The organism is Nesterenkonia sp. CL21, assembly GCF_031705515.1.
Taxonomy (GTDB): domain Bacteria; phylum Actinomycetota; class Actinomycetes; order Actinomycetales; family Micrococcaceae; genus Nesterenkonia; species Nesterenkonia aethiopica.
In genome coordinates this window covers 115,090-138,269 of sequence record NZ_JAUTWR010000007.1, presented here as the reverse complement: position 1 = coordinate 138,269, position 23,180 = coordinate 115,090, and the positions used below count along the sequence as shown (strand labels likewise).

Here is a 23,180-nt window from a genome sequence, read left to right as displayed (position 1 = left end):
TCTGTCAGCGTGCGGATGTCACCGCTTGGATGTCACCGCTTGGATCAGCCAGATCACGGCGGCGACGATCAGTGCGATGAAGATGAGGTTGGCGGCCAGACTCATCGCCGCACCCAGGATCCAGAGGACCACACGGATGGCGACGATGACCAGGATGATGGTCACGATCACGGAGAGCAGCTGTTTCATGGCCTCAGCCTAGGGGATGACGCCACCAGGCCGTGAGCTGCACAGAGGGCGGGCCCCGGATGATCCGGGACCCGCCCTCAGCGGTGGTTCAGGTCAGGAGCGGCCTGGGCTCACTCGCCCTCTTCGTCCTGGAGTGCCTCGACGTCCGCCAGCTGCGCGTGCGGGGTGTTCTCCGGGATCTCGCCGTTGAGGCGCAGGCCCGTCTCGGCGTCGAAGAGGTGGATGTGGTCCATCTGCGGGACCACCTTGACGTGGTCGCCCTTGAGCGGAGGACGACGGCCGTCCACGCGGACCACCAGCGGCTGGAAGGTGTCGAGGCCCTCCGGCGAGCCGAAGATGTGGGCGTCTGCGCCGAGCTCCTCGGTGAGGTCCACGACCATCTCGATGCCGTGCTCGGGGTCGATGTGGATGTCCTCGGGGCGCACGCCCAGGGTGACCTTGTTGCTGCTGGCCTTCTTCAGCGACCCGTCCGGGATCACGTAGCGCTCACCGCCGAGGATGAGGGCTTCGCCGTCGTGCTCCACCTGGAAGAGGTTCATGGCCGGAGAGCCGATGAACCCGGCGACAAACACGTTGGCGGGAGTGTCATACAGGTTGCGCGGGGAGTCGACCTGCTGGAGCACGCCGTCCTTGAGCACGCAGACGCGGTCACCCATGGTCATGGCCTCGACCTGGTCGTGAGTCACGTAGACGGTGGTGACGGCGAGCTTGCGGGTCAGGGCAGCGATCTGGGTGCGGGTCTGCACGCGGAGCTTGGCGTCCAGGTTGGACAGCGGCTCGTCCATCAGGAAGACCTTGGGGGAGCGGACGATCGCGCGGCCCATGGCCACACGCTGACGCTGACCACCGGAGAGGGCCTTCGGCTTGCGGTCCAGGTAGGGCTCGAGGTCCAGCAGCTTCGCGGCATCCTTGACGCGCTTGGCGCGCTCATCCTTGGACACGCCCGCGATCTTCAGGGCGAAGCCCATGTTCTCTGCGACCGACATGTGCGGGTACAGCGCGTAGTTCTGGAAGACCATGGCGATGTCGCGGTCCTTGGGGGAGACGTGGGAGACGTCCTCACCGCCGATCAGGATGCGGCCCTCGTTGACCTCCTCGAGGCCGGCGAGCATGCGGAGTGCGGTGGACTTTCCGCAGCCGGAGGGTCCCACGAGGACGAGGAACTCGCCGTCGGCGATCTCCAGGTGGAGCTGGTTGATGGCGGGGCGAGCACCGGGGGTGTAGATCCGGCTCGCGGCATCATAGGTCACAGAGGCCATGGTGATATTTCCCTTTCACGGGCAGGTACGTGCCCGACGATCCGTTGTGAAAAGTGTTATGAAGTGGCCGGCCACTCCCAGGAGGAGCCCGCCGCTGTGAATCGTATCACGTTACGTGAGTCACAGTGTCCGCGCCTAACGGGCCGGCTGCGGCAGCTGAGCGAGACGGACGAGCCGGCGCCGCAGGGGAGAGAACCGGTCGATGCTGTCGTCCAGACCGCCCGGTCGGGACGACAGCAGCCAGACTCTGCGCTGCTCCGCGAGGAGCTTCTCCAGGCGATCCAGAAGTCTGCGAGCTTCGTCGCGAGCGGCCGCGGAGGTGTCCTCCGAGTCCTGGAGGGCCCCGCCGCGGAAGAGATCACTGCGCAGCACGTCGACGCCGAACTGCGCCCAACGAGCTGCCTGGGCGATCTCCTCGAGGACCACGGGGCCTTCGAGGCTCGCCGGACGTGAGGAGCTCAGGGTGGCCAACGCCGAGTGGATCGTCTCTGCCGCGGCATCCAGGCTCTCCGCGGAGGGCACCTGGTGCGCCTCCAGCGCTTCTGGCTGCTGCACGGCACGGAACAACGGGCTGGAATTGGCGATGGCGGCGTCGAGCTCCCCGGCGACCCGGCCCAGTCGGACCAGGGTCGGCCCCAGCACGCCCTGCTGGTCCTGGAAGACGTGCCGATCCAGAATCTCTCCCAGGAGCTCAGAGGTCTCGCGGTTGCTCTCCAGATGCCAGCTGGCCGCCCCGCCGAAGAGGATGGGCGCATAGGACACGACCAGGGGGTCGAAGTGGCCGCAGTCGCCCCAGCTGGTGAGGAGGAAGCCGGGCGCGTCGTTCCGCCCTGCGGTCTCGACGGCGTCGATGATGTTGCCCACTGCATTGTCCAGGCGCCCGATGAATGACAGCCAGCTGCCCGTGCCCGGCGCGACCCAGAACGGCACGCCCGCGTCGATGAGCGCCTGCGCGCGGGCGGTGAAGTTCCTCAGCTGCTCCGTGTCGACGCCGTGCGCCTCGTTGAAGCCCCTCTCCGCCTCGCTCATGTGGTCGATCACGGTGGCGATGTGATCCGGAGAGTCATAGAGCCAGACGACAGGCTCGGTGCCCTCCGGAACCCGGTCCATCAGCTCCGGGTAGCTGCCCAGGATGTCGGACCAGAACTCCACCTGATGGCCCCGCGAGGTCCACGGGGCCGCGACTCTGGCGACGTAGTCCAGGAAGACCTGGCCCAGCCCCTGCTGTGAGGCCTGCTCGCGGCTGACCCCGGTGCCCAGTTCCCAGGTCTCGTCAGCGCCGATGTTGAGCCGATCCGACCTGAAGTGAGGCGTCAGCTCCTCCAGCAGCTCGGTGACGAACTCCGCGTTCTCCTCTGTGGGCGCCAGGGTGGACGGCGGGCGCAGGCGCCCGGCGAACTCCTGGGGTTCCTGGTTCTCGGCCCGCGGGAGGTAGCGCTCGTGGGCCAGCCAACGCTCCCAGTGCCCGAAGGTGTTCTGGTTCGGCACCAGCTCGATGCCGTGTGCGGCGCAGAGGTCGTCGAGCCAGCGGAGATCCTCAGGAGTCAGCGGTGAGGCGTCCTGCCAGACCTCCTCGTGTCCCGAGTACGTGAAGCTGTGCTCGGTGTAGAGCTCCAGCTGGTTGTACCGGGCCAGGGAGAGGATGTGGATCAGGCGCAGCAGCGTCGAGCGTTCCGGGACACGGTCCCGACTGACGTCGAGCATGAATCCGCGGCGGCGGATGTCGGGCCAGTCCTCGATCAGCACGGCCTGCTGCTGGTCCGCCGGGGTGCCGCGCAGCTGGTCGAGGGCCCGTTGGGCATAGCGCAGTCCGGCGGCGTCGGAATAGGCGATGCGGACCGTCTCAGCGTATTCCAGGCGGAAGCCCTGGGGCGGTAGGTCGGCGTCACGGGTGACGAGGACCTCTGCCTGAGGGGCAGGGGTCGGACCGGAGAGCTCAGTGAGCTGGCGAGGCCGGGGGAAGACTGAAGCGTGCGTCACGAGGGCTCCTGGATTGTTGGGGTGGCGAGGGCCGGGTGTCGAGTGAGGACGGGTGAGTGGGGGACGAGACGAGGCGCACTGCTGGGCTGTGTCAGCCCTTGACTGCACCGGAGACCATGCCGGAGGCCATGCGTCGTTGGACGATGCTGAACAGGATCAGCACCGGGATCGCGATGAGTGCTGAACCGGCCATGATGCCGGCCCAGTCCGTGCCGCTCATCCCTTCCTGGAACCCTTGCAGCCAGACCGGCAGGGTCACCCTCCCGCCGGATGAGAGCATCACCAGGGCCAGTGTGAACTCATTCCACGAGACCAGGAAGCCGAAGACTCCTGTGGCCACCAGGCCCGGGCCCAGGAGCGGAAACGTGACGCGGAAGAAGGCCCCCACCTTGGTGCAGCCGTCGATCATGGCAGCCTCCTCCAGGTCCACCGGGACGCCGTCGACGAAGCCCTTCAGCATCCAGACGATGAACGGCATCACGGTGCCGACGTAGAGCAGCGAGAGCCCAAGGGTCGTGTTCACCAGCCCCCAGCCGGAGAGCATGCGGAACTGGGAGATGAACAGGGCCTCGGCGGGAATCATCTGGACGACCAGCACAGTGATGATGATTGCGGTGCGACTCCGGAACCGGAATCGGCTGAGCGCGACCGCGGCCAACGTGGCGGAGAACAGCGCGACAGCCACGGCGAGCAGGCTGACCTGCATGCTCATCCGCATCGCCGTCCAGAAGGAGCTGTCGGACAAGACTCCCAGGTAGGCGTCCGGAGTGAAGTCGAGCGGCACCCAGGTGGGGCCTTCGAGACGCATCTGCGCATTCGGCTGCAAGGACACGTTCACCATCCAGTAGATGGGGAAGATCCAGAGCAGGGCGACGGCGAGTGCTGTGATGTTCAGTGCCTGCCGACTCGCGGTCCGGCGCGGACGCAGCGGTGTGGTCGACGTCATCGGAGATCTCCTTGTCGGCCGAGGATTCTCACATAGCGCCAGGTCAGCGCCAGCAGGAGCAGGAGCATCACCATGGCCAGAGCGGAGGCCATGCCGTAGTCGCCGCCGGCGATGCCTGTCTGGTAGATGTAGGTCCCCAGCAGGTTGGTGTCCGTGGTGTTCCCCGCCGTCTGCTGCAGGGAGTAGATCTGTGCGAACACCCGCAGGTCCCAGATCACCTGGAGGATGGCCATCAGGATCAGCACGGGGCGGATGATCGGCAGCACGATGTGCCACAGGATCCGTGGCGTGCTCGCGCCGTCGATCTGGGCGGCCTCCACCGCGGACTCGTCCACCTGACTCAGTGCGGCGTAGGTGGCCAGTGTGACCAGCGGCGTGCTCGCCCAGATGACCACCGTCGCTGCGACGATGAGGAAAGGCGTCGTTCCAGCCTGCAGCCAATGAAATCCGTCGAAGCCGGTCAGGCCGGCTCCGGAGAGCACGGCATTCACCACACCATGCCGGTGATCTGCCATGAGCTTCCAGATGGCGACGGCGGCGATCACCGGCGTGGCCCAGGCGAAGAGCAGCGCCAGCTGCAGTGCCACGCGCACTCCGGTGGCGACGCGCTGCATCAGCACGGCCAGGCCGACGCCGACCACCATGGTCAGCCCCGCGGCCACGGCGGTGAACGCGAGTGTGCGCACCGTGACGACCCAGAAGTAGGTGTCTGTCAGAATCGCCTGATAGTTGGCGAACCCGACCCATTCGGCAGGCTGCCCGAACTGTTGGGCGATGCCGAACTCCTGGAAGGACATCACCAGCTGCCGCGCCATGGGGTACCCGAGGGCCAGCATGACCAGGCCTGTGGGGAGCGCGAGCAGCAGGAAAGGGAGGAAGGCCTGCCGACGGCGCGCTCTTCTGGAGACGTCACCCCGCCCTGGGGACGAGTCCCGGGGGACGGTCCCGGGGGGAGAGGTGGTGGGGGTCAGGGTCGCCATCAGTCGTTGAGGATCTCTTCGAGCTGAGCGTCCACGTCGGCGGCGATGTCCTCGACGTCCTCCCCGTCTGCGATGCGTGTCCAGATCTCCAGGGGGAGCTGGGCGCTGTCAGCCACACCCCACGACGGTGTGTTGGGGGTCAGCTGGGAATGTGCCACGGCCTCCTGGAACGCCTCGGCGCTGTGCCCCTCCAGTGCAGAGGCGTGGTCCAGGTTGCCGGGCACCCAGCCCGCGTCTGCGGCGAGCATCGTCTGGAAGTCATCGGAGTAGATGAGCCTGAGTACCTCGCGGGAGAGCTCCTGGTGTGCCGACGCGGCCGAGATGGCGACATTGGACCCTCCTGCGAACGTGGTGCCGGGAGTGTCGGCGTCGGTGCCGGGCAGGGCCATCACCTGGGCGTCACCGCTCTCCCAGAGCTCCTCGTCGATGTCGTACTCCTTCAGGGCGAGCCCCGAGTAGAAGCCGATCTTCCCGGAGTTGAACAGCTCGTAGGCCACCGGCACGGCTTCATTCGGATCCGAAACATACTCGGATCCGCGCTCCATGAGGTCCTGCGCGGCCTGGAGGCCCTCCTGAGACTCTGGGGAGGAGAGCGTGCCTTCCCAGGTGCCGTCGTCGTGCTGAGTCGCATAGTCGCCGCCGTAGGTGAACAGCCAGCCCTCCAGCGTCTTGGGGTCGGAGGAGGCCAGGTAGATTCCGGAGAATCCGTCGGTGTCCTCCGGATTGGCCTCGTTCAGTTCGATCGCCGCTTCGTTGAGCTCGTCCAACGTGGTCGGAACGTCGATTCCGGCGGCGTCGAGTAGGTCCTGCCTGTAGAAGATGATGCGCGAGCCTGCGTAGAGCGGCGGGGCGTACGTCGTCCCTTCCCAGGTGCCGGCTTCCAGGCCAGACTCGATCAGCGAGTCTCCACCGAGCTCCTCGAGGAGGTCGTCGACCGGGGAGAAGGCCCCGACGGAGGTGAAGGTGGAGGCTTGGGTGTTGCCGATCTCGACGAGGTCCGGGGTCTGCGAACTGTCAGGCAGCGAGGTCTGCAGGAGCTCCACGACGCCTGCCCACGGCTGCATCTGCACGGTCAGTGTGGAGCCTTCATAGCTCGTCTCGAACTCGTCGACGAGCCACTCCTGGGCGGTTTCGGGAACAGAGTCCTCCATGAACCAGATGGTGAGGTCGGCGGACTCGGCGTCGTCGCCGATGTTCCCGCCGCCTGCGCCACAGGCGGCCAGGGTCAACGTCAGAGTGGAGGCGAGTGCCAGGTGGGGGAGCCGTCGCATGAGTGGTCCTTTCACGGTGCGAGATGCCGGGTGCTGCGCCCCTCGTCGAGGGGTGCAGGCCGTCGTAGGAAAAAGTATGGAGCCTTTACTAACAAAATGGAAGAGGCTGGACCGAAGTCATGTGAAGTCCGCCACGTGGCACTCTCCCTTCTGATTCAGGGGACAGTGCTCGAATCGAGTTGGCTCCTGCCCTGGTGGTCGCGCCGCTTTGTAAGTCATACTTACAAACATGAGTTCTCTGGCACGCCCTTCCGGGCCGCAGTCCCGCAGCGCACGACCCGCAGGCCCCGTTCTGCCGGAGCACGTGAGGGTGCATAACCTGGCCCTCGTGCAGCGGGAGCTGTTCCACGCCGGGCCGATGAGCCGTGCGGATCTTGCGCGAGCAACAGGGCTGACCCGCGTGACCGCCTCCGGACTCGTGGGCGAGCTGATCGCGCGAGAGGTCGTCGTGGAGCAGGGCCCCAGGGCGCGTTCCGGACCGGGGAAGCCGGGAGTCCTGGTGGACCTGGACCGGGAAGGTCTGCAGGTCATCTCGCTGGATCTCTCGGGCGCCGAGGCCTACCGCGGTGCGGTGATGGACCTGACCGGCACGATTCTCGCCTGCCTCGAAGAGCCCCGCCGGGGGCGGGAGACCAGCGACCAGGCGCAGGTGACGGTCCTCGCATTGGCGCGCAACCTGCTGGCCCTGGCGGATCGTCGAGTCTTGGGCGTCGGTGTCGGCACACCCGGAGTCGTCTCGGACCAAGGCGTGGTGCTGACGGCGCCCAACATCGGCTGGGACGGCGTCCCGCTGAGGGACCTGCTGCACCGGGAGCTGAGCGTGCCTGTGGTGGTCCGCAATGATGCCAATGCCGCGGCGCTGGCGGAGCAGACCCTCGGGGGCGGTGACCCTGACATGTTCCTCGTCCGTGTGGGACGCGGTGTCGGCGGGGCGCTCATGATCCGTGGCGAACTCGTGGTCGGTCGATACAACGCCGCCGGTGAGATCGGCCATGTGCCGGTGGGTGAGGGCGGCGGTCCGGAATGCGTGTGCGGCAAGCGCGGATGCTTGGAGTCGTGGATCTCGGTGCCGCGGCTGGGTGAGCTGGTGCAGGAGGCGGAACGAGCGGGCCGTCCGATCGAGGACGTGCTCAGCGGCGCCGGAACCAAGCTCGGGATCCTGCTGGCGCCCATCGTCGGCGCGCTGAACCTCTCCGATGTGGTCGTCGCCGGCCCCCGGAGCCTCCTGGAGGGGACGTTCCTCGACGCCGCGCAGGAGGCGCTGCGCAGTCGGATCCTGGGTCGATTCCACACGCAGGTGAGGATGCGCCTGCCGGCCGACAGTGATGACATCGTTCTGCGGGGCGGGCTCGTCATGGTCCTGGAATCTGAGCTGGGCGTCTCATGACGCCCCTGTCAGTGCCGCAGACTGACCAAGCCTCCACGGTGCGAGTCGGACTCGATGTGGGCGGGACGAAGACTGACGCCGTCGCGCTCGATGCTCACGACTCCCTCGTCGCGCGTATCCGGCTGCCCACTCAGCCCGGGGCCGCAGGTGTGCTGGAGACGATCCGGACAGCTCTTCGCGGACTGACGGACCAGTGTGCGGCCGGCGACGTTCGGTCGATCGGTATCGGCATGCCCGGGCAGGTCGATCCTGGAGGGTCAGTCGTACGGCACGCGGTCAATCTGGGGCTGCAGGACTTGGATCTCCGGGAGCTGCTTGAGCGGGTGACCGCGGTGCCCGTCAGTGTGGAGAACGACGTCAAGGCGGCGGCTCTGGGGGCGTATGCCCTCCGGGGCGGCGTGGATGAGGCCTTGGGGTATCTGAACCTGGGCACCGGCGTGGCCGCGGGTGCTGTGCTGAACGGTGAGCTGTGGCGTGGATCTGCCGGCGTGGCAGGCGAGATCGGCCACCTGTCCATCGACCCCACGGGACCTCTGTGTGCCTGTGGCCAGCGGGGCTGCATCGAGGCCTACGCCGGCGGTGGAGCCGTGGCGAGGCGGTGGGGCCGTCCTGGCGCAGGGGCCGTGCATGAGGTCTTTGACGCGGCAGAGGCCGGCGATCGCTGGGCGCAGCGCATGCGTGGAGAGATCGCCTGGGCCGTGGCTTCGGCGGTGCGGGTGCTCACACTGTCCCTGGATGTCTCCACTGTGGTCCTGGGGGGAGGCGTGGCCGCCTTGGGGGGCCGCCTTCTCGATCCAGTTGCTGAGGTCCTCGAGCAGGAGGCGACGGCCTCGCACTTCCTGGCCTCTCTGCGGCTCGCTGACCGCGTGGAGACCCTGCCTGCCGGCTCGCTGGCCGCCGCGTTCGGCGCCGCCCTGGTAGGGCAGCGACCCCACTGACGACGGCGCCCGCCCCGGAAGTGCCGGGACGGGCGCCGTCGTGGTGCTCAGACGTGCGAGGTCAGAGCGCTGAAGGAGGAGGTCAGTCCTCGATGATCAGCGGGTACACGCCGTTCTCGTCGTGGACTTCCTTGCCGGTCACCGGCGGGTTGAACACGCAGATCATGCGCAGCTCCTCCTCGACCTCCACGCGGTGCTTCTCGTGGCCGTCGAGCAGGTACAGGAAGCCGTCGGTGATGTCGTGCTTCTCGCCGGTCTCCAGGTTCGTCAGCGTGCCCTTGCCGCCGACGCAGTAGACGGCCTCCACGTGGTTGGCGTACCAGAACTCGCTGGTGGTGCCGGCGAAGATGGTGGTCTCGTGGAAGGAGAAGCCGACCTTCTCCTTGCCCAGGACCATCCGGCGCGAACGCCAGTTGCCGTGGCGGATGTCGCGCTCGGTGTCGTTGAGGTCGTCGATGTGCAGCGTGTACATGCAGGTCTCCTGTCAGCTGAGGACGGTCGGTGGGGCGAGTGCTGGCCCGGAGTCTAGCGCGCCGAAGCGGCCCCGGCGGGGACGCGCACCGCGGGGGCCGCTCCGGGCTCTCCGATCAGTGCGGGGGGCGCACCCGCGAAGGCTCGCCCATCTGGCCGGTCGCGGCCAGGACGGCGTCCTCGATGACCTTCAGGCCCTTCTGCAGGTCCTCGGAGTCGATGGTCAGCGGCGGCATGACCTTGACGACCTCGTCCTCCGGGCCGGAGGTCTCCACCAGCAGGTTGCGCTTATAGGCCTCGGCGGCCACCTTGCCGGCGGTGTCCGGGTCCGGGAAGCAGATGCCAGAGAGGAAGCCGCGGCCGCGCAGGGTCGCGCCCTTCACATGCCCGGCGATCTGCTCCAGACCCTCGCGCAGCTCGTCGATCTTGCCGGCCAGCTCCTTCTCGAAGGAATCGTCGGCCCAGAACAGCTCCAGGGCGCGGGCGGCGGTGACGAAGGCGAGGTTGTTCCCGCGGAAGGTGCCGTTGTGCTCTCCGCCCTCCCAGACGTCGAGCTCCGGGCGGAACAGGGTCAGCGCCATCGGCAGGCCGTAGCCGGAGATGGACTTGGACACGCAGACGATGTCCGGGGTGATGCCGGCCTTCTCGAAGGAGAAGAAGGTGCCGGTGCGGCCGCAGCCGGCCTGGACGTCGTCGATGATCAGCAGGATCTTGTGACGGCGCAGCAGGTCGGAGAGGCCCTTGAGCCACTCCATGCGGGCGGCGTTCAGGCCGCCCTCGCCCTGCACGGTCTCCACGATGACGGCGGCGGGCTTGTCCACGCCGGAGCCGGAGTCCTCGAGGACCTTCTCCAGCCAGATGAAGTCCGGGATGTCGCCGTCGAAATAGTCGTCATAGGGGATCTTCGAGGAGTTGGTCAGCGGGATGCCGGCGCCGCGGCGCTTCATCGAGTTGCCGGTCACCGACAGCGAACCCAGCGTCATGCCGTGGAACGCGTTGGTGAAGGACAGGATGTGCTGGCGGCCGGTCACCTTGCGGGCCAGCTTCAGCGCGGCCTCCACCGTGTTGGTGCCCGTGGGGCCGGGGAACATGACCTTGTAGTCGAGGTTCCGCGGCTCCAGGATGATCCGTTCGAAGGTCTCCAGGAAGCGGCGCTTGGCCGGGGTCTTCATGTCCAGGGAGTGGGTGACGCCGTCGTTGGCGACGTAGTCCACCACCAGGTCCCGCAGCTCCGGGTGGTTGTGCCCGTAGTTCAGGGCGCCGGCGCCGGAGAAGAAGTCCAGATAGCGGGAGCCGTCCTCGGTGAACTGGTACGCGCCCGAGGACTTCTCGAACACGGCGGGCCAGTTCTTGCAGTAGCTGCGGACCTGGGATTCACGAGTTTCGAAGATGTCGGTGGCCATGGTGCTGGTCTCCTTGATGGCGCGGCGGAGGTCTCTCCGCCGCTCGGGGTCAGGTGGACGTCGGGGGTCGGCGCGTCGACGGCGCCGGGCTCAGCTGTCAGAGGTGTTCAGCGGTGAGACCGTGTAGAGGTCCTCGGCCGCGTGCTCCTCGCCGGTCTCGGAGGACGGCGGGAACAGCTCCTCCGTGAAGAGGTCGGATCGGGTGATCTCGGCACCCTGGTCGCGGGCGAGCCCGGTGAACAGCGCGATCGATGCGGCGTTGTCCGCGGTGATCGTGGTCTCCAGTCGGGAGGCGCCGGAGCGTGCCACGACGTCGGCGAGCATCCGGGAGGCCAGGCGGCGTCCGCGGAAGGCGGAGTCCACCGCGACCTGCCAGATGAACAGGGTCTCGGGGTCCCCCGGCCGGTGATAGCCGGAGATGAATCCTGCGGGCTGGCCGTCGACGAGCGCGATCACGGAGGTGTCGGCGAAGTCGCGGGCCCACAGGAGGTAGGCGTACGGGGTGTTGACATCCAGCACGCCGGTGCCGGCGGCCAGCCGCCACAGGGCGGCGCCGTCGGTCACCTCGAGGGTGCGGATCTCGACACGTTCCCCGTTCTGGGCAGGGGTGTCTGCGGAGTTCGACATCGGTTCCACAGTAGTGAGCCACACAGACAGATCAACCCTGACCCCGGTGAAATCGGGGTGAAAACACCCCCTGCTGGCTTTTCCTGCGGGCTTTCCCCGTGGCGCGGCATCCTTGCGGTGAGTGGGATCCGCCACGACGACGCAAGAATCGCAGATCTCATCAAATACTGTGATTGTGCTGTGATCTGAATTTCGGCAAACCGTGTCAAGGGGATGTGAGGAGAGGCACGATATGCCGGATCGAACTGTCAGGCGGCGTCGACGGCGGACCGTGCCGCCTGCACCAGCGCGGCGTCGGTGGTGACATACGATCCTTCCCCTCCTCCCGGCCCCGGGGATCCGTGGGTGACCGGGGAGCCGGCCGAGAGATGGACGACGTCGGCGCCGGCCTCCGCCAGGCCCGCCACATGCGCGGCGCGGACCCCGCCGCCGGCGATGATCTCCAGCCGGCCCGCACCGGCCTCCGCCAGCTGACCGATGACGCTGGTCCCTTCGGGCGCCGTCGCGGCTCCTCCGGAGGTGAGCACCCCGCTGACGCCGAGGTCCAGCAGCTCCTCGACGAGCTGCGGCGGCGTGGTGAGCCCGGCGGCGAGCAGCACATCCACACACCGGTGGACCACCACCGGCAGCCCGTCGGCCGCCTCGACCAACCGGCGCAGGGCGGGATGGTCCAGCCCGTGATCGTCCAGCGCGCCGACGATCACTCCTGCCGCACCAGCTTCCCGCAGCGCCCGCACATCCTGGCGCATCACGGCGACCTCGGCAGAGGAGTAGAGGTATCCGCCGCCGCGCGGACGGATCAACGGGCGGGCCGGCAGTCCCAGCTCGACCGCCTGGCGGATCATGCCCGACGTCGGAGTCAGCCCTCCGGTGACCAGCGCCTGGCACAGTTCGGCCCGGTCAGCGCCGTGGTCGTGGGCCACCTGGATTCCTGCCACGTCTTGGACGGCGATCTCGAGCTGCATGGCGGGTCGGCCTCCGTGATCTCCGGGTCATCCCGTCCCGGTAAGGTGCATGTCTGTGACCAAGACTCTCATCCCTGGCCTCGGCTGGACCCTGCACGGCGACGGGCGCACCGTCCGCCCCGGCGACGTCGTCGCCCCCGACGAGCGGCTCAGCTGGGGCCGCACCACCGGCATCGGCATGCAGCACGTGGTGGCCATGTTCGGCGCCACCTTCCTGGTGCCGCTGATCACCGGCTTCCCGCCCTCGACCACGCTGCTGTTCTCCGGGCTGGGCACCATCCTCTTCCTCATCATCACCGCTGGACGCGTGCCCTCCTACCTGGGGTCTTCTTTCGCGTTCCTGGCCCCGGTGGGCGCCTCCATGGGCCAGTACGGAATGTCCGGGGCGCTCGGCGGCATCGTGATGGCCGGGGCCGGACTGTTCCTGGTCGGCCTCATCGTCCATGTGGCCGGCACCCGGTGGATCCAGCTGCTCATGCCGCCGGTGGTCACTGGTGCGATTGTCGCGCTCATCGGACTGAACCTGGCCCCTGCGGCCTGGAACAACGTCAACGTCGAGCCCGTGACCGCCACGGTGACGATCGTGGCGATGCTGCTCGCCGGGGTGCTGTTCCGTGGGCTGCTGGGCCGGCTGGCCATCCTCGTGGGCGTGCTCGTCGGCTACCTGGTGGCGGTGCTGCGCGGGGAGGTCGACTTCTCCGGCGTCGGCGACGCCGCCTGGTTCGGTCTGCCGGACTTCACCGCACCGAGCTTCCATGTGGGCACCATCGGGCTGTTCCTGCCGGTGGTCCTGGTGCTGGTGGCCGAGAACGTCGGCCACGTGAAGTCCGTGGCGCTGATGACCCGCCGTGACCTGGACCCGGTCACCGGCCGGGCCCTGATGGCCGACGGGGTGGCCACCATGCTCGCCGGCTCCGGCGGAGGATCCGGCACCACCACCTACGCGGAGAACATCGGCGTCATGGCTTCCTCGCGCGTCTACTCGACCGCCGCCTACTGGGTGGCCGGGCTCTTCGCCATCGCGCTGGGGCTGCTGCCCAAGGTCGGGGCCGTGATCGCCACCGTCCCCGCCGGGGTGCTCGGCGGTGCGGGCACCGTTCTCTACGGGATGATCGGCATCCTCGGTGTCCGCATCTGGGTGCAGAACCGCGTGGACTTCGCCGACCCCATCAACCTGGCCGTGGCCGGGGTGCCGCTGGTCATCGCCATCGCCAACTTCACCATGGAGTTCGGCCAGATCGTCTTCGAAGGCATCGCCCTGGGCAGCTTCGCCGCCCTGGCCATCCACCATGGGATGAGCGCCGTCGCCCGGATGCGCGGTACGGCACTGCCGCCTGAGGCGCGGGACGAGCCCGTTCCCGACGAGGTAGCCCCGCGACCAGGCGCCTGATCCCGCTCGTCTGAACTCCGGGCTTCAGTCCCCCGTCAGCCGTGCCGCGGCCCGCTCGACGACGTCTCCGCGCAGCTCCGTGGTGGCGGAGATCTGCGCCTGGGCGAGCTCGTCATCGGCGTCGGGACGGGACGGCGCGCCGGCGTCGAACGGCGGCTCGGGGTCATACTCCAGCAGCAGCTGCAGGCGCTTGGCGACGTCGTCGCCGTGGATCTCCGCGGTCAGCCGCAGGGCGAAGTCGATGCCGGCCGAGACGCCTGCAGCCGTGATCACCGGGCCGTCGCGGACCACCCGCTCCGCGGTGGGGATCGCCCCCAGACGCTCCAGCAGATGCAGGGAGCCCCAGTGGCTGGTGGCCCGCCGCCCGCGCAGCAGCCCGGCCGCGCCCAGCAGGAATGAGCCGGTGCACACGCTGGTCACCCATTGGGCCTCGGCGGCCTGGCGGCGGAGGAACGCCAGCGTCGGCTCGTCCTCCAGCAGTTCGAAGGTGCCGCGGCCGCCCGGGACGAACAGCACATCGGCCTGCGGGGCCGCCTCCAGCGTGGTGGTGGGCAGAATGCTGAACCCGGCATCGGTGGGCACCGGGTCCAGGGAATCGGCGGCGACGTGCAGCTCGGCCCCGGGCATCTTCGCGAAGACCTGAGCCGGGCCGGTGAAGTCCAGCTGGGTGACGTGGGGGAACAGCAGCGCGACGACGTGCAGGGGCTCGGTCATGATCTCACCTCGGTGAAGTGCTCGACGCGGGGGAACGGGTCATAGAAGTGGTGCAGCAGCGCCTTCCAGCGCTGATACTCGGGGGAGTCGCGGAACCCCTCGGTGTGGTGCTCCACCGTCTCCCACCTCACGAGCAGCAGATACTCCTCCGGCGTCTCCTGGGAGCGCAGCAGCTCCAGGCCCAGGAAGCCCGGCATCGAGCTGATCAGCGGTCGCGCCTGGGCGAACGCCGCCTCGAACTCGGACTCGCGGCCGGGGGAGACCGGAAGGATGGCGTGCTCTGTGATCATGGGGCGAGCATGGCACAGCGGAGGCTCCTGTGGAAGAGGCGCTGAGGAGGAGAGATGGACAGCAGCATCAGAGAGGCCACGCTCGGTGACCACGCGGCCGTGGTGCAGATCGAGCATCGTGCCGGGCTGCTCTTCGTGGGCACTCCGATGGAGGACATCGCCGACGACGAGGCCGTCACCGCGGAGGAGTTCGCCGCCGTCGTCGCGACCGGCGCCGCCTGGGTGCATGTCTGCGAGGGAATCGTCGTCGGGTATCTGCTGGCCGAACGGCTCGACGACGCCGGCCACGTGGAGCAGGTCTCCGTGGACCCGGCATGGTCCGGGCGCCGGATCGGGGCCGCGCTGCTGGACCGTGCGTCGGCCTGGGCCGCAGAGCAAGGGTTGGACGCCCTGACGCTGACCACGTTTGTCCATGTGCCCTGGAACGCTCCCTACTATCGGCGGCTCGGATTCCGGGAGCTGAGCCCCGAGCGCTGGGGTGCCGAGCTGGTCGCGCGGGTGCGCGCAGAAGCGGAGCACGGGCTGGGCAGGTGGCCCCGCATCGTCATGGGCCGACCGACGTCGCTCCAGCCCTGATGATGCTCCGGCGCCCCCGGCGCCCCCGTCGCGTGCTGCCCCTCCGAGATTCTCGAACCCCGCGAAGATCGGTGAGGATCGAGAATCTGGTGGGGGCGCCGCGGGACGTCGTCAGGGCCTCCAGTGGGGGTCACGTCCGATGAACCCCATGAGCTGCGCGGAGGCGGGGGCGTCGTCGTCGACGGGGACCGGCGGGCCGAACTGTCCCGAGGAGCGCATCGCCTCTTCCATCGGGCGCATCCCCTGCAGCAGGGCCTCGGCGTGCTCCTCGTCCAGGGCCGGGTCCTGGCCTGTGGCGACGGCGAGATCCCAGGTGTGCATGAAGACGTCGGCGGTGTAGAAGCGATCCACCATGTCCTGCAGCGGCAGCGTGCCCAGCTGCGGGTGGGTGACATCCCGGTCGGCGTCCTCGGCGTCCACCAGGCTCTGGATCTGCTCCCGGTGGTGGCGCCAGGCGCCGTGCGGATCATGGAGCGGGGAGGGGCCGGCGGTCAGGATGACGTCCACGGACCGAAGGAACTCACTGGACCACTCCACCAGGTGGCGCGGGACGTCCCGCGCTCGCCACTCGGGCACAGGAGTGGGCGCGTCCCAGTCCGTGACGGCAGCACTCACTCGTGTGAAGTCCTCGGCGACGCGGCGGTGGCGCGCGGCGGGGGCGGCGGGAAGGCTCATGGCGCTCCTGAGGTCTGCGGCGGTGCGACGAGTGTACTGACGCCTCGACCCGGGCGGCGAGGGGTCGCGGCCGCCCTGTGCCCGGAACGTGTGCGTCACGGCTCCGCCGCCGTCGGGAGCTGTCTGCGCGTTTCCTGTGAATCTGCCGGCACCTGATGACGCCGAAACTTCTGACCGGTAACGTGACGCGTGTCCACATGTCACCGACGGAGAGGAGTTCACTATGGGACTCGGAGACAAGTTCGACGCCGCGAAGGACCAGGTGTCAGGCCAGGCCAAGGAGGCGGCGGGCAAGGCCACCGGTGACAAGCGCACCGAAGGCGAAGGCAAGGCCCAGGACCTCCAGGGCAAGGTCAAGGAGACCGCCGAGAACGTCAAGGACACGGCGGGCGACCTCAAGGATGCCGCCAAGGGCTTCACCGACAACTTCAAGAAGTGAGTCCGTCCTTCGGGGTGTGAACCTCGAACTCTGAGCGGCGCCGGGATCGCAGATGCGGTCCCGGCGTCGTCATGTCCGGAAGGTTTCCGCGCGACCCACAAGAATCTTCCGAAGAATTTCCAGGAAATATCGGCGAAGATGTTCACAACCGCCGAATGGGCTGTTATTGTTGAGCGCATCATTCCTGTGCCGCAGGGTCCGACGAGAGGAGGGGGCGATCACCATGAAGATCACACAGAAGCTGGCTCACAGCACCGGCGCGACCGGCATGACCGGGCGTGATGTCGGGACCGATCGAGCGATCGCCTACCCCCGCGGAGTCCTCGGCGGCATCTATCAGGGATGCACCGCGTGATTCTCGCGCGACGGCAGAGCTGACGCTCGCCGCCTTCCCGCAGCACCGGCACGAATCGTGGCGCCCCGGCGTCCGCGTTCGGCCCCGTGTGCGGGGACGGCCAGCCTGAGGCTCCCGCAGATCCTCTGCGGTCGGTCGGTCCCGCGAAGTCCGTGCTTCCACGGACTGCGCTCGTCTGATCCCCGTGGTCCTTGGTCCTCTTCCGCAGCAGTGCGCGGAGACTTCCACGCCTCATCGCCCAGGCCGTCTTCACTCACTTTGAGCTGAATTCCGCCTGTCCGGATCAGTTTTTCTTCTCACACATCTTTTTCTGGGCCTACTCATGCCCTTTTTCTTCTCTGGAGTTCATCAGTGTCTGTCGTGCACAGCAGTTCTTTCCATCAGTCTCTTCTGCGCCGGGCCGCCCACTCCGTGGGTTCCGCCATGGTGGAGTGGGCGACGCGCACCCAGCGTGAGCAGGTGCGCCGCGTCCCGCGGCTGAGTCCGCAGGAGGTCCACCGTCGTCGCATGGTGCGCCAGGAGGCCGAGGAGCGCCGTGAGCAGGCCGCCCTGCGCGTGCTCACGTTCCCCCGCCAGTTCTGACCGCATCTGTGATGCCTCACCATCCGGCACGCCGGGTCGCCCCACCGGGCGGCCCGGCGTCGTCACGTTCCTGACCGGCCATGCTCCAGACCGGCCATGCTCCAGACCGCGCAGCGCTCAGCCGGCCTGCATCGTCGCCGCCAGGGCGAGCAGCCGCTCCTCCTGCCCGTGCCGGCCGATGATCTGCACCGACCAGCTCATTCCGTCCGCATCGGTGTGCACCGGCACGGTGACCGCGGGCAGGCCCAGCACGTTCACCACGGAGGAGTACGGGGTGAACCGGCACTGCTGAATGTAGTCCTCGGCGGGGTCGAGGGAGGCGAACCAGCCCACCGGTGGTGCCCGGAAGGCGAGCATCGGGGTGACCAGCACATCCCAGTTGCCCAGAACATCCTCCGCGTGGTCGGAGGCCTGCTGCAGCGCGGCCCTGGCCTGCGCCGTCTCCTCCTCCGGACGCTCGGCGGAGAGCTCCACGAAATGCCGGGTCAGCGGAGCGAGCTGCTCCAGCTGGTCTCCGGTGAACCCGGCCTGCCCCAGGCGGGAGGTCCACAGCGCCTGGAAATGTCGGTGATAGTCGGCAGGCCAGAGGCGGTCCCGGAGGTCGCCCGTGAGGCCGCCGGCCTGACCCCCTCGCGAACGACCCTGCAGTGCGTGCCCGAGAGCCTCGAGTCGTCCGAGCCCCACCTCCAGGGCTCGCACCGCATCCTCGTCGAGCACGATGTCCAGGTCCGGGCTGAACGGCGACTCCGTGGTGACGCCCACCCGCAGGGGGCTCAGCCCCGAGTCCAGGGCCTGTCGCACTGCGCGCATCGCCGGCCCCTGCGCCAGCACGACGCCGGCCTCTGCCTCGCGCCGTCGGGCCCGCCGACCGCGCGGCCGGTCCGGAACCTCGAAGCGGTGCCCGGCCATGACGTCGAAGAGCAGCGCCGCGTCCTCGGCGGTCTCGGCGATCGGTCCGGAGACCACCAGGTCCTCCACCCGGGTGGAGGCGGCGTCATCGGGGAGGCGACCCCGCCCCGGCTTCAGCCCCACCAGCCCGCAGGCCGCCGCAGGGATCCTCACCGAACCGCCGCCGTCGCTGCCCGGGGCCAGCGGCAGCATTCCGGCCGCCACTGCGGCGGCCCCACCGCCGGTGGAGCCGCCCGAGATCCGGGCTGGGTCCAGCGGGTTCCGAGACGGGGCGGCCAGGGCGTTCTCCGAATAGCAGGGCAGGCCGAACTCCGGCACCTGGGTCTTGCCCACGGAGACCGCGCCGGCGAAGTGGACCCGGCGGGCCAGCGGGTCGTCCCGGCCCGGCACCCGGGGAGGCAGCGCCGTGGTGCCCATCGTGGTGGGCATCCCGGCGACGTCCACCAGATCCTTGAAGGCCGTGGGCAGCCCCAGCAACGGATGATGGGCGGAGAGCTCGCTCAGCCGCGCCGTCCTGTCCCGACCGGTGCCCAGCACGAGGCCGCGCACCGCATCGATCTCCGCGGCGCGGGCCAGCGCCGCCTCAGCGTCCACGTGGAGGAACGCGCCCAGCCGGGAGCCGGCCGCCGCAGCGGTGAGTGCGGTGGTCGCCAGCTCCACCGCCGTCACGTCTCCGGCCAGGAACGCCGCCCGCCAGTGGGCGGCCGTCGCGGCGCGGAAGTCCGTCATGGAGGTGTCCGTGGTGTGGGCCTGATCAGGGGCGGGCGGATCGGGGCGATGGCTCATGACGCCACCCTATGCACCACGGGCCCCGAAACGGCAGGGGCGGCACCCGTCTCGGATGCTGGGCCGACGGCGTCGCGCCCACGCCCGCACAGGCGGAGCCGGTAGTCTCGTCGCGGAGCAGATCGTCACATGCCGGGACCCCGTCCCCGTCACCAGGGAGGCAGTCATGTCGGACTTCGAGACCGTGCGCGCCGCTGATGTGCCCGCGGGCGCCCACCTGCTGGACGTCCGTGAGGACTACGAGTTCGCCGCCGGCCATGCGCCGGGCGCGCTGCACATCCCCGTGGACCAGATCCCGGCGCGTTTTGACGCGGAGCTGGACCCGGATGAGGACTACCACGTCATCTGCCGCACCGGGGGGCGGTCGGTGCAGATCACCCAGTGGCTCACCGCCCAGGGGTATTCGGCGGTCTTCGTGGCCGACGGCATGGACGGCTGGGTGGAGGCCGGCCGGCCCTTGGAGACCGACGGCGGAGAGGAGCCCCGGGTCCTGTGAGCCAGCCGCCTGAGAACCTGCCCTTCGCCCGCTACTCCTACCTGGGGCCCGCCGGGACCTTCACCGAGGCCGCCCTGCTGCAGATGCCCGGAGCGCACGAGGCCGAACGGGTCCCCGCCGCCTCGGTGCTCTCCGCGCTGACCATGGTGGAGGACGGCACCGTCGACGCCGCCATGGTGCCGATCGAGAACTCGGTCGAGGGCGGGGTGACCGCCACCCTCGACGCCGTCTCGGTGGCGCACCAGCTGCACATCGTCGCCGAGGCGCTGGTGCCCATCACCTTCGTGGTCGCCTCCCGCGAGCCCACCACACTGAGCCGCATCCGCTCGTTGACCACCCACACCCACGCGTGGGCGCAGGTGCGCCGCTGGGCCGAGGTGTCCGTGCCGCATGCCGAGTTCATCCCGGCCTCCTCCACCGCGGCGGGGGCGCGGGCCCTGCTCCAGGAGGACCACGCCGCCGACGCGGCCATCTGTGCTCCCTTGGTGGCGGAGCAGCTCGGGCTGCACGTCGTCGCCCACGGTGTGGAGGACGTCGCCGGGGCGGTCACCCGCTTCGTGCTGGTCTCCAAGCCCGGACCTGTGCCGGAGGCCACCGGGGCCGACAAGACCACGATCATGATCCCGCTGCCGGAGGACCGCGCCGGCGCGCTGATGGAGCTGCTGGAGCATTTCTCCACCCGCGGGGTGAACCTGTGCCGCATCGAGTCCCGCCCCACCGGAGACGGCCTGGGGAAGTACTTCTTCTCCATCGACCTGGAGGGTCACATCGACGAGGCCCGGGTGGCTGACGCGCTCGCCGGGGTCCACCGGATCTCGCCGAAGATCCGCTTCCTGGGCTCCTACCCCCGGGCGGATCAGCGTCCCCAGCAGGTGACCGCCGACGTCAGCGAAGCCGCCTTCTCCGCGGCGCGCACCTGGATCGAGGCGCTGCGCCGCCGGTGATCAGTCGCTCGCGGTGATCAGTCGCGCGTCTCGTGCGTGGGCTCCCAGTCCTCGGCGGGGTCCACGGTGAAACGTCCGGACTCCAGCCACGGCACCGCCGCCACCCCGTTGACGGTCAACGACGCCGGCCGCACCCTGGCCTCGACCGCGACCACCTCCCCGACGGCGTCGCCGTCGATCTGGAAGGGCAGCGGCTCGGCCATGGTCAAGGTGCTCACCCGGGCCTGACGCACGGTCATGACCGGGATCTCGGCGGAGAACCGGGTGACGGTCTTGGCGATGATCTTCGCCCAGTCCCAGGCGTGCCGCGGGGTGAACAGCACCGCGTCGAGCATGCCGTCGTCGAAGCGGGCCGAGGGGACCAGCACCATCCCGGCCTGGAGCATCCCGCAGTTGGCCAGCAGCACCGAACGGACCCGGTGGGTCTCCGGCTCGGCGTCGTCCACGGCCACGGTGATGGCACGACGGCGCCCCATCACGTGTCGCATGCCGGCCTCGCCGTAGGCGAGCCACCCCGCCCGGGCCTTCAGCGCCTCGCGGGTGTCGCTCATGACTTCGGCGTCGAGCCCGCCGCCGGCGATCACCAGCGAGTTCTCCTTCTCCGTGGAGCCGTCCTCGCGATGCAGGGCCAGGTCGAGGGTGTCCACACGGTGGGCGAGCCCGTGCAGGGCCTCGTCCACGCAGGCGGACAGGTCATGGTGGGGGAGCCCGATGTTGCGGGCGAAGAGGTTCCCGGTGCCCATGGGTATGATGCCCAGAGCGGCGTCGGTGCCGGTCAGCTCCTTGGCCACCGCCCGGACGGTGCCGTCGCCGCCGGCGGCGACGACGATGTCGGCGCCCTTCTCCAGGGCCTCGGCGGCCATCCGCTGGCCGGGGTCCTCCGCGGTGGTGGCCAGCAGCAGCGGGGCGGGCATTCCGGCCCGGGAGCATGCCGAGTGCACCAGCCGGACGACCTCGTCGGCTTCTGCCTTGGTGGGGTTGACCACCAGGGCCACCTGGCGGCCGGCACGGGCCGGGGCGGTCGGTGCGGCCTCCTGCTGATCACGGAGGCGACCGATCTCCGCGATCTCCCCCTGCAGGCGCCGGGTGGTGACCAGGGCGCGGACGATCACCGCCAGCGCGATGACGTGCACGACGGCGGAGACGATCAGCAGGGTGGTCAGCAGCTCCAGGCTCACCGGGCCAGTCTATCCAGGCTGACCTGGGGAGCGCCTGAAACCGGCGTGACCCGATAGGCTGGGGCCCGTGATCGACATCAAGGACCTCATCGAGAACCCCGACGCCTACAGGGCCAGCCAGCGCGCGCGGCAGGCCGACGAGTCCGTAGTGGATCAGCTGATCTCCGCGCAGCAGGCCCGGAACGAGGCGATCTCCCGGTTCGAGTCCCTGCGCGCGGAGCAGAAGGCCTTCGGCAAGAAGGTGGCTCAGGCCCAGGGCGAGGAGAAGCAGCGGCTGCTCGCCGAGGTGAAGGACCTGGCCGCCCAGGTGAAGGCCGCTGAGGCGGCCTCCGGGGAGGCCGAGGATCAGCTGCGCGACCTGCAGCGCCGGGTTCCGAACCTCATCCACGACGGCGTCCCCGCCGGCGGGGAAGAGGACTTCGTGGTCCTGCGCGAGGAAGGCACGCCGCGGGACTTCGCCGGCGAGGGCTTCGAGCCGAAGGACCACCTGGCCCTGGCAGAAGGGCTGGATGCCGTCGACATGGAGCGCGGGGCGAAGGTCTCCGGTGCGCGGTTCTACTTCCTCAAAGGCTTCGGAGCCCGCCTGGAGCTGGCCATCATGCAGATGGGCCTGGACAAGGCGCTCGGCGCAGGCTTCACTCCGATGATCACCCCCACCCTGGTGCGTCCGGAGACCATGCAGGGCACCGGTTTCGACGTCGAGCACGACGAGGAGATCTACCGGCTCGAGCGGGACGACCTCTACCTGGTGGGCACCTCTGAGGTGGCGATCGCCGGGTACCACGCCGACGAGATCATGGACCTCACCGGCGGCCCGATCCGCTACGCCGGATGGTCCTCCTGCTACCGCCGGGAGGCCGGCTCGCACGGCAAGGACACCCGCGGGATCCTGCGCGTGCACCAGTTCAACAAGCTGGAGATGTTCATCTACTGCTCCCAGGAGGACGCGGCGGCCGAGCACCGCCGCATGCTCGGCTGGGAGGAGGAGATGCTCTCCGCGCTCGAGCTGCCCTACCGGGTGGTGGACATCGCCGCCGGGGACCTCGGCCTCTCCGCGGCCCGGAAGTTCGACTGCGAGGCCTGGGTCCCCACCCAGGGCACCTACCGCGAGCTGACCTCCACCTCGGACTGCACCACCTTCCAGGCACGGCGGCTGAACATCCGGGAGCGCACCGTCACCCCGGACGGCTCCAAGGGGCCCACCCGCCCGGTGGCCACCCTGAACGGCACGCTGGCCACCACTCGGTGGCTGGTCGCCATCCTGGAGAACCACCAGCAGGCCGACGGCTCGGTGCGCGTGCCCGAGGCGCTGCGTCCCTACCTGGGCGGCCTGGAGGTGCTCGAGCCGGTCCGCTGACCGGGCGGAGCGCCCCGCACAGTGGAGCGCCCCGCACCGCAGCACATCGCAGCACAGCAGACGGCGGCGGACC

At 69.1% G+C, this 23,180-nt stretch carries 25 protein-coding genes; 10 read left to right on the top strand and 15 right to left on the bottom strand.

Annotated elements, in window-relative coordinates; all coding sequences use genetic code 11:
- Positions 1 to 18: 18 nt before the first annotated feature.
- From Q7C18_RS11620 to Q7C18_RS11595, 6 genes are all read right to left on the bottom strand, one after another.
- Entirely contained in the window at positions 19 to 189 is a 171-nt protein-coding gene (locus tag Q7C18_RS11620; RefSeq protein ID WP_170922658.1) for a hypothetical protein, read from the bottom strand.
- A gap of 110 nt (positions 190 to 299) precedes the next feature.
- Positions 300 to 1,448, bottom strand: a complete 1,149-nt coding sequence (locus Q7C18_RS11615; RefSeq protein ID WP_311025525.1) for a sn-glycerol-3-phosphate ABC transporter ATP-binding protein UgpC — start codon at positions 1,446 to 1,448, stop codon at positions 300 to 302.
- A 135-nt stretch (positions 1,449 to 1,583) separates the two neighbouring features.
- Positions 1,584 to 3,428, bottom strand: coding sequence for a beta-N-acetylhexosaminidase (locus Q7C18_RS11610; RefSeq protein WP_311025524.1), 1,845 nt, complete (start codon positions 3,426 to 3,428; stop codon positions 1,584 to 1,586).
- 91 nt (positions 3,429 to 3,519) lie between these two features.
- Positions 3,520 to 4,374 carry a carbohydrate ABC transporter permease gene (locus Q7C18_RS11605; RefSeq protein WP_070159704.1) on the bottom strand — a complete coding sequence of 285 codons (855 nt, stop codon included), beginning with the start codon at positions 4,372 to 4,374 and terminating at the stop codon, positions 3,520 to 3,522.
- Positions 4,371 to 5,354: a carbohydrate ABC transporter permease gene (locus Q7C18_RS11600; protein WP_083277448.1), complete on the bottom strand. Its 984-nt coding sequence runs from the start codon at positions 5,352 to 5,354 to the stop codon at positions 4,371 to 4,373. Before Q7C18_RS11600 ends, Q7C18_RS11605 begins: the two co-directional genes overlap by 4 nt.
- On the bottom strand, positions 5,354 to 6,625 hold the full coding sequence (locus tag Q7C18_RS11595; protein ID WP_311025523.1) for an extracellular solute-binding protein: 1,272 nt from the start codon (positions 6,623 to 6,625) through the stop codon (positions 5,354 to 5,356). Before Q7C18_RS11595 ends, Q7C18_RS11600 begins: the two co-directional genes overlap by 1 nt.
- Positions 6,626 to 6,854: 229 nt before the next feature.
- Between Q7C18_RS11595 and Q7C18_RS11590 the strand changes: the two genes are divergently transcribed.
- Together Q7C18_RS11590 and Q7C18_RS11585 are read left to right on the top strand one after the other, a co-directional pair.
- Complete coding sequence (locus Q7C18_RS11590; RefSeq protein ID WP_311025522.1) at positions 6,855 to 8,012, top strand: ROK family transcriptional regulator; 1,158 nt, start codon at positions 6,855 to 6,857, stop codon at positions 8,010 to 8,012.
- The gene (locus tag Q7C18_RS11585; RefSeq protein WP_311025521.1) at positions 8,009 to 8,950 is read left to right on the top strand and encodes an ROK family protein; all 942 of its coding nucleotides are present in this window, start codon (positions 8,009 to 8,011) and stop codon (positions 8,948 to 8,950) included. The genes Q7C18_RS11590 and Q7C18_RS11585 overlap by 4 nt, the downstream gene beginning before the upstream one ends.
- Positions 8,951 to 9,032: 82 nt before the next feature.
- On the opposite strand, the gene Q7C18_RS11580 is transcribed toward Q7C18_RS11585, so the two are convergent.
- The 4 genes from Q7C18_RS11580 to Q7C18_RS11565 all read right to left on the bottom strand — a co-directional run bounded on the left by Q7C18_RS11580 (position 9,033) and on the right by Q7C18_RS11565 (position 12,416).
- Positions 9,033 to 9,422, bottom strand: a complete 390-nt coding sequence (locus tag Q7C18_RS11580) for an ectoine synthase (protein ID WP_070159707.1) — start codon at positions 9,420 to 9,422, stop codon at positions 9,033 to 9,035.
- A gap of 115 nt (positions 9,423 to 9,537) precedes the next feature.
- Positions 9,538 to 10,824 (bottom strand): diaminobutyrate--2-oxoglutarate transaminase, encoded by a 1,287-nt coding sequence (gene ectB / locus Q7C18_RS11575; protein WP_070159709.1) that lies wholly within the window; start codon positions 10,822 to 10,824, stop codon positions 9,538 to 9,540.
- A gap of 90 nt (positions 10,825 to 10,914) precedes the next feature.
- On the bottom strand, positions 10,915 to 11,451 hold the full coding sequence (gene ectA, locus Q7C18_RS11570; protein WP_070159711.1) for a diaminobutyrate acetyltransferase: 537 nt from the start codon (positions 11,449 to 11,451) through the stop codon (positions 10,915 to 10,917).
- Between the two features lie 248 nt (positions 11,452 to 11,699).
- On the bottom strand, positions 11,700 to 12,416 hold the full coding sequence (locus tag Q7C18_RS11565; RefSeq protein ID WP_311025520.1) for a copper homeostasis protein CutC: 717 nt from the start codon (positions 12,414 to 12,416) through the stop codon (positions 11,700 to 11,702).
- A gap of 49 nt (positions 12,417 to 12,465) precedes the next feature.
- Between Q7C18_RS11565 and Q7C18_RS11560 the strand changes: the two genes are divergently transcribed.
- A complete protein-coding gene (locus Q7C18_RS11560; protein WP_070159715.1) occupies positions 12,466 to 13,806 on the top strand; it encodes a uracil-xanthine permease family protein in 1,341 nt (446 codons plus the stop codon).
- 24 nt (positions 13,807 to 13,830) lie between these two features.
- On the opposite strand, the gene Q7C18_RS11555 is transcribed toward Q7C18_RS11560, so the two are convergent.
- Both Q7C18_RS11555 and Q7C18_RS11550 read right to left on the bottom strand, forming a co-directional pair.
- Positions 13,831 to 14,520 (bottom strand): DJ-1/PfpI family protein, encoded by a 690-nt coding sequence (locus tag Q7C18_RS11555; protein WP_070159717.1) that lies wholly within the window; start codon positions 14,518 to 14,520, stop codon positions 13,831 to 13,833.
- Positions 14,517 to 14,810 (bottom strand): antibiotic biosynthesis monooxygenase, encoded by a 294-nt coding sequence (locus tag Q7C18_RS11550; protein ID WP_070159718.1) that lies wholly within the window; start codon positions 14,808 to 14,810, stop codon positions 14,517 to 14,519. The genes Q7C18_RS11555 and Q7C18_RS11550 overlap by 4 nt, the downstream gene beginning before the upstream one ends.
- A 54-nt stretch (positions 14,811 to 14,864) precedes the next feature.
- Here Q7C18_RS11550 and Q7C18_RS11545 point away from each other — a divergent pair, with 54 nt between their 5' ends.
- Positions 14,865 to 15,386 carry a GNAT family N-acetyltransferase gene (locus tag Q7C18_RS11545; RefSeq protein WP_311025519.1) on the top strand — a complete coding sequence of 174 codons (522 nt, stop codon included), beginning with the start codon at positions 14,865 to 14,867 and terminating at the stop codon, positions 15,384 to 15,386.
- Positions 15,387 to 15,497: 111 nt separating this feature from the next.
- Here the strand turns inward: Q7C18_RS11545 and Q7C18_RS11540 are convergent, their stop codons facing one another.
- A complete protein-coding gene (locus Q7C18_RS11540) occupies positions 15,498 to 16,061 on the bottom strand; it encodes a TIGR03086 family metal-binding protein (RefSeq protein WP_070159722.1) in 564 nt (187 codons plus the stop codon).
- A 223-nt stretch (positions 16,062 to 16,284) separates the two neighbouring features.
- Between Q7C18_RS11540 and Q7C18_RS11535 the strand changes: the two genes are divergently transcribed.
- From Q7C18_RS11535 to Q7C18_RS11525, 3 genes are all read left to right on the top strand, one after another.
- Entirely contained in the window at positions 16,285 to 16,500 is a 216-nt protein-coding gene (locus Q7C18_RS11535) for a CsbD family protein (protein WP_070159724.1), read from the top strand.
- Between the two features lie 223 nt (positions 16,501 to 16,723).
- The gene (locus tag Q7C18_RS11530; RefSeq protein ID WP_311025518.1) at positions 16,724 to 16,855 is read left to right on the top strand and encodes a hypothetical protein; all 132 of its coding nucleotides are present in this window, start codon (positions 16,724 to 16,726) and stop codon (positions 16,853 to 16,855) included.
- A gap of 360 nt (positions 16,856 to 17,215) precedes the next feature.
- Positions 17,216 to 17,437: a hypothetical protein gene (locus tag Q7C18_RS11525; RefSeq protein ID WP_170922657.1), complete on the top strand. Its 222-nt coding sequence runs from the start codon at positions 17,216 to 17,218 to the stop codon at positions 17,435 to 17,437.
- A 117-nt stretch (positions 17,438 to 17,554) separates the two neighbouring features.
- Here the strand turns inward: Q7C18_RS11525 and Q7C18_RS11520 are convergent, their stop codons facing one another.
- Positions 17,555 to 19,132 carry an amidase gene (locus Q7C18_RS11520; RefSeq protein ID WP_311025517.1) on the bottom strand — a complete coding sequence of 526 codons (1,578 nt, stop codon included), beginning with the start codon at positions 19,130 to 19,132 and terminating at the stop codon, positions 17,555 to 17,557.
- 166 nt (positions 19,133 to 19,298) lie between these two features.
- On the opposite strand from Q7C18_RS11520, the gene Q7C18_RS11515 reads away from it, so the two are divergent.
- Both Q7C18_RS11515 and pheA read left to right on the top strand, forming a co-directional pair.
- Positions 19,299 to 19,628 (top strand): rhodanese-like domain-containing protein, encoded by a 330-nt coding sequence (locus tag Q7C18_RS11515; RefSeq protein ID WP_070159728.1) that lies wholly within the window; start codon positions 19,299 to 19,301, stop codon positions 19,626 to 19,628.
- Positions 19,625 to 20,572 (top strand): prephenate dehydratase, encoded by a 948-nt coding sequence (pheA, locus tag Q7C18_RS11510; RefSeq protein WP_272896834.1) that lies wholly within the window; start codon positions 19,625 to 19,627, stop codon positions 20,570 to 20,572. The genes Q7C18_RS11515 and pheA overlap by 4 nt, the downstream gene beginning before the upstream one ends.
- Positions 20,573 to 20,589: 17 nt before the next feature.
- Here the strand turns inward: pheA and Q7C18_RS11505 are convergent, their stop codons facing one another.
- Positions 20,590 to 21,750: a diacylglycerol kinase family protein gene (locus tag Q7C18_RS11505; RefSeq protein WP_311025516.1), complete on the bottom strand. Its 1,161-nt coding sequence runs from the start codon at positions 21,748 to 21,750 to the stop codon at positions 20,590 to 20,592.
- Between the two features lie 67 nt (positions 21,751 to 21,817).
- Between Q7C18_RS11505 and serS the strand changes: the two genes are divergently transcribed.
- Positions 21,818 to 23,107: a serine--tRNA ligase gene (gene serS, locus Q7C18_RS11500; RefSeq protein WP_311025515.1), complete on the top strand. Its 1,290-nt coding sequence runs from the start codon at positions 21,818 to 21,820 to the stop codon at positions 23,105 to 23,107.
- Positions 23,108 to 23,180: the final 73 nt, after the last annotated feature.

Bases quoted from the DNA above. Each gene is read 5' to 3' on its own strand.
- Q7C18_RS11620 (WP_170922658.1), bottom strand. From the start codon at position 189: ATGAAACAGCTGCTCTCCGTGATCGTGACCATCATCCTGGTCATCGTC.
- Q7C18_RS11615 (WP_311025525.1), bottom strand. From the start codon at position 1,448: ATGGCCTCTGTGACCTATGATGCCGCGAGCCGGATCTACACCCCCGGT.
- Q7C18_RS11605 (WP_070159704.1), bottom strand. From the start codon at position 4,374: ATGACGTCGACCACACCGCTGCGTCCGCGCCGGACCGCGAGTCGGCAG.
- Q7C18_RS11600 (WP_083277448.1), bottom strand. From the start codon at position 5,354: ATGGCGACCCTGACCCCCACCACCTCTCCCCCCGGGACCGTCCCCCGG.
- Q7C18_RS11595 (WP_311025523.1), bottom strand. From the start codon at position 6,625: ATGCGACGGCTCCCCCACCTGGCACTCGCCTCCACTCTGACGTTGACC.
- Q7C18_RS11590 (WP_311025522.1), top strand. From the start codon at position 6,855: ATGAGTTCTCTGGCACGCCCTTCCGGGCCGCAGTCCCGCAGCGCACGA.
- Q7C18_RS11585 (WP_311025521.1), top strand. From the start codon at position 8,009: ATGACGCCCCTGTCAGTGCCGCAGACTGACCAAGCCTCCACGGTGCGA.
- Q7C18_RS11580 (WP_070159707.1), bottom strand. From the start codon at position 9,422: ATGTACACGCTGCACATCGACGACCTCAACGACACCGAGCGCGACATC.
- ectB (WP_070159709.1), bottom strand. From the start codon at position 10,824: ATGGCCACCGACATCTTCGAAACTCGTGAATCCCAGGTCCGCAGCTAC.
- ectA (WP_070159711.1), bottom strand. From the start codon at position 11,451: ATGTCGAACTCCGCAGACACCCCTGCCCAGAACGGGGAACGTGTCGAG.
- Q7C18_RS11565 (WP_311025520.1), bottom strand. From the start codon at position 12,416: ATGCAGCTCGAGATCGCCGTCCAAGACGTGGCAGGAATCCAGGTGGCC.
- Q7C18_RS11560 (WP_070159715.1), top strand. From the start codon at position 12,466: ATGTCTGTGACCAAGACTCTCATCCCTGGCCTCGGCTGGACCCTGCAC.
- Q7C18_RS11555 (WP_070159717.1), bottom strand. From the start codon at position 14,520: ATGACCGAGCCCCTGCACGTCGTCGCGCTGCTGTTCCCCCACGTCACC.
- Q7C18_RS11550 (WP_070159718.1), bottom strand. From the start codon at position 14,810: ATGATCACAGAGCACGCCATCCTTCCGGTCTCCCCCGGCCGCGAGTCC.
- Q7C18_RS11545 (WP_311025519.1), top strand. From the start codon at position 14,865: ATGGACAGCAGCATCAGAGAGGCCACGCTCGGTGACCACGCGGCCGTG.
- Q7C18_RS11540 (WP_070159722.1), bottom strand. From the start codon at position 16,061: ATGAGCCTTCCCGCCGCCCCCGCCGCGCGCCACCGCCGCGTCGCCGAG.
- Q7C18_RS11535 (WP_070159724.1), top strand. From the start codon at position 16,285: ATGGGACTCGGAGACAAGTTCGACGCCGCGAAGGACCAGGTGTCAGGC.
- Q7C18_RS11530 (WP_311025518.1), top strand. From the start codon at position 16,724: ATGAAGATCACACAGAAGCTGGCTCACAGCACCGGCGCGACCGGCATG.
- Q7C18_RS11520 (WP_311025517.1), bottom strand. From the start codon at position 19,132: ATGAGCCATCGCCCCGATCCGCCCGCCCCTGATCAGGCCCACACCACG.
- Q7C18_RS11515 (WP_070159728.1), top strand. From the start codon at position 19,299: ATGTCGGACTTCGAGACCGTGCGCGCCGCTGATGTGCCCGCGGGCGCC.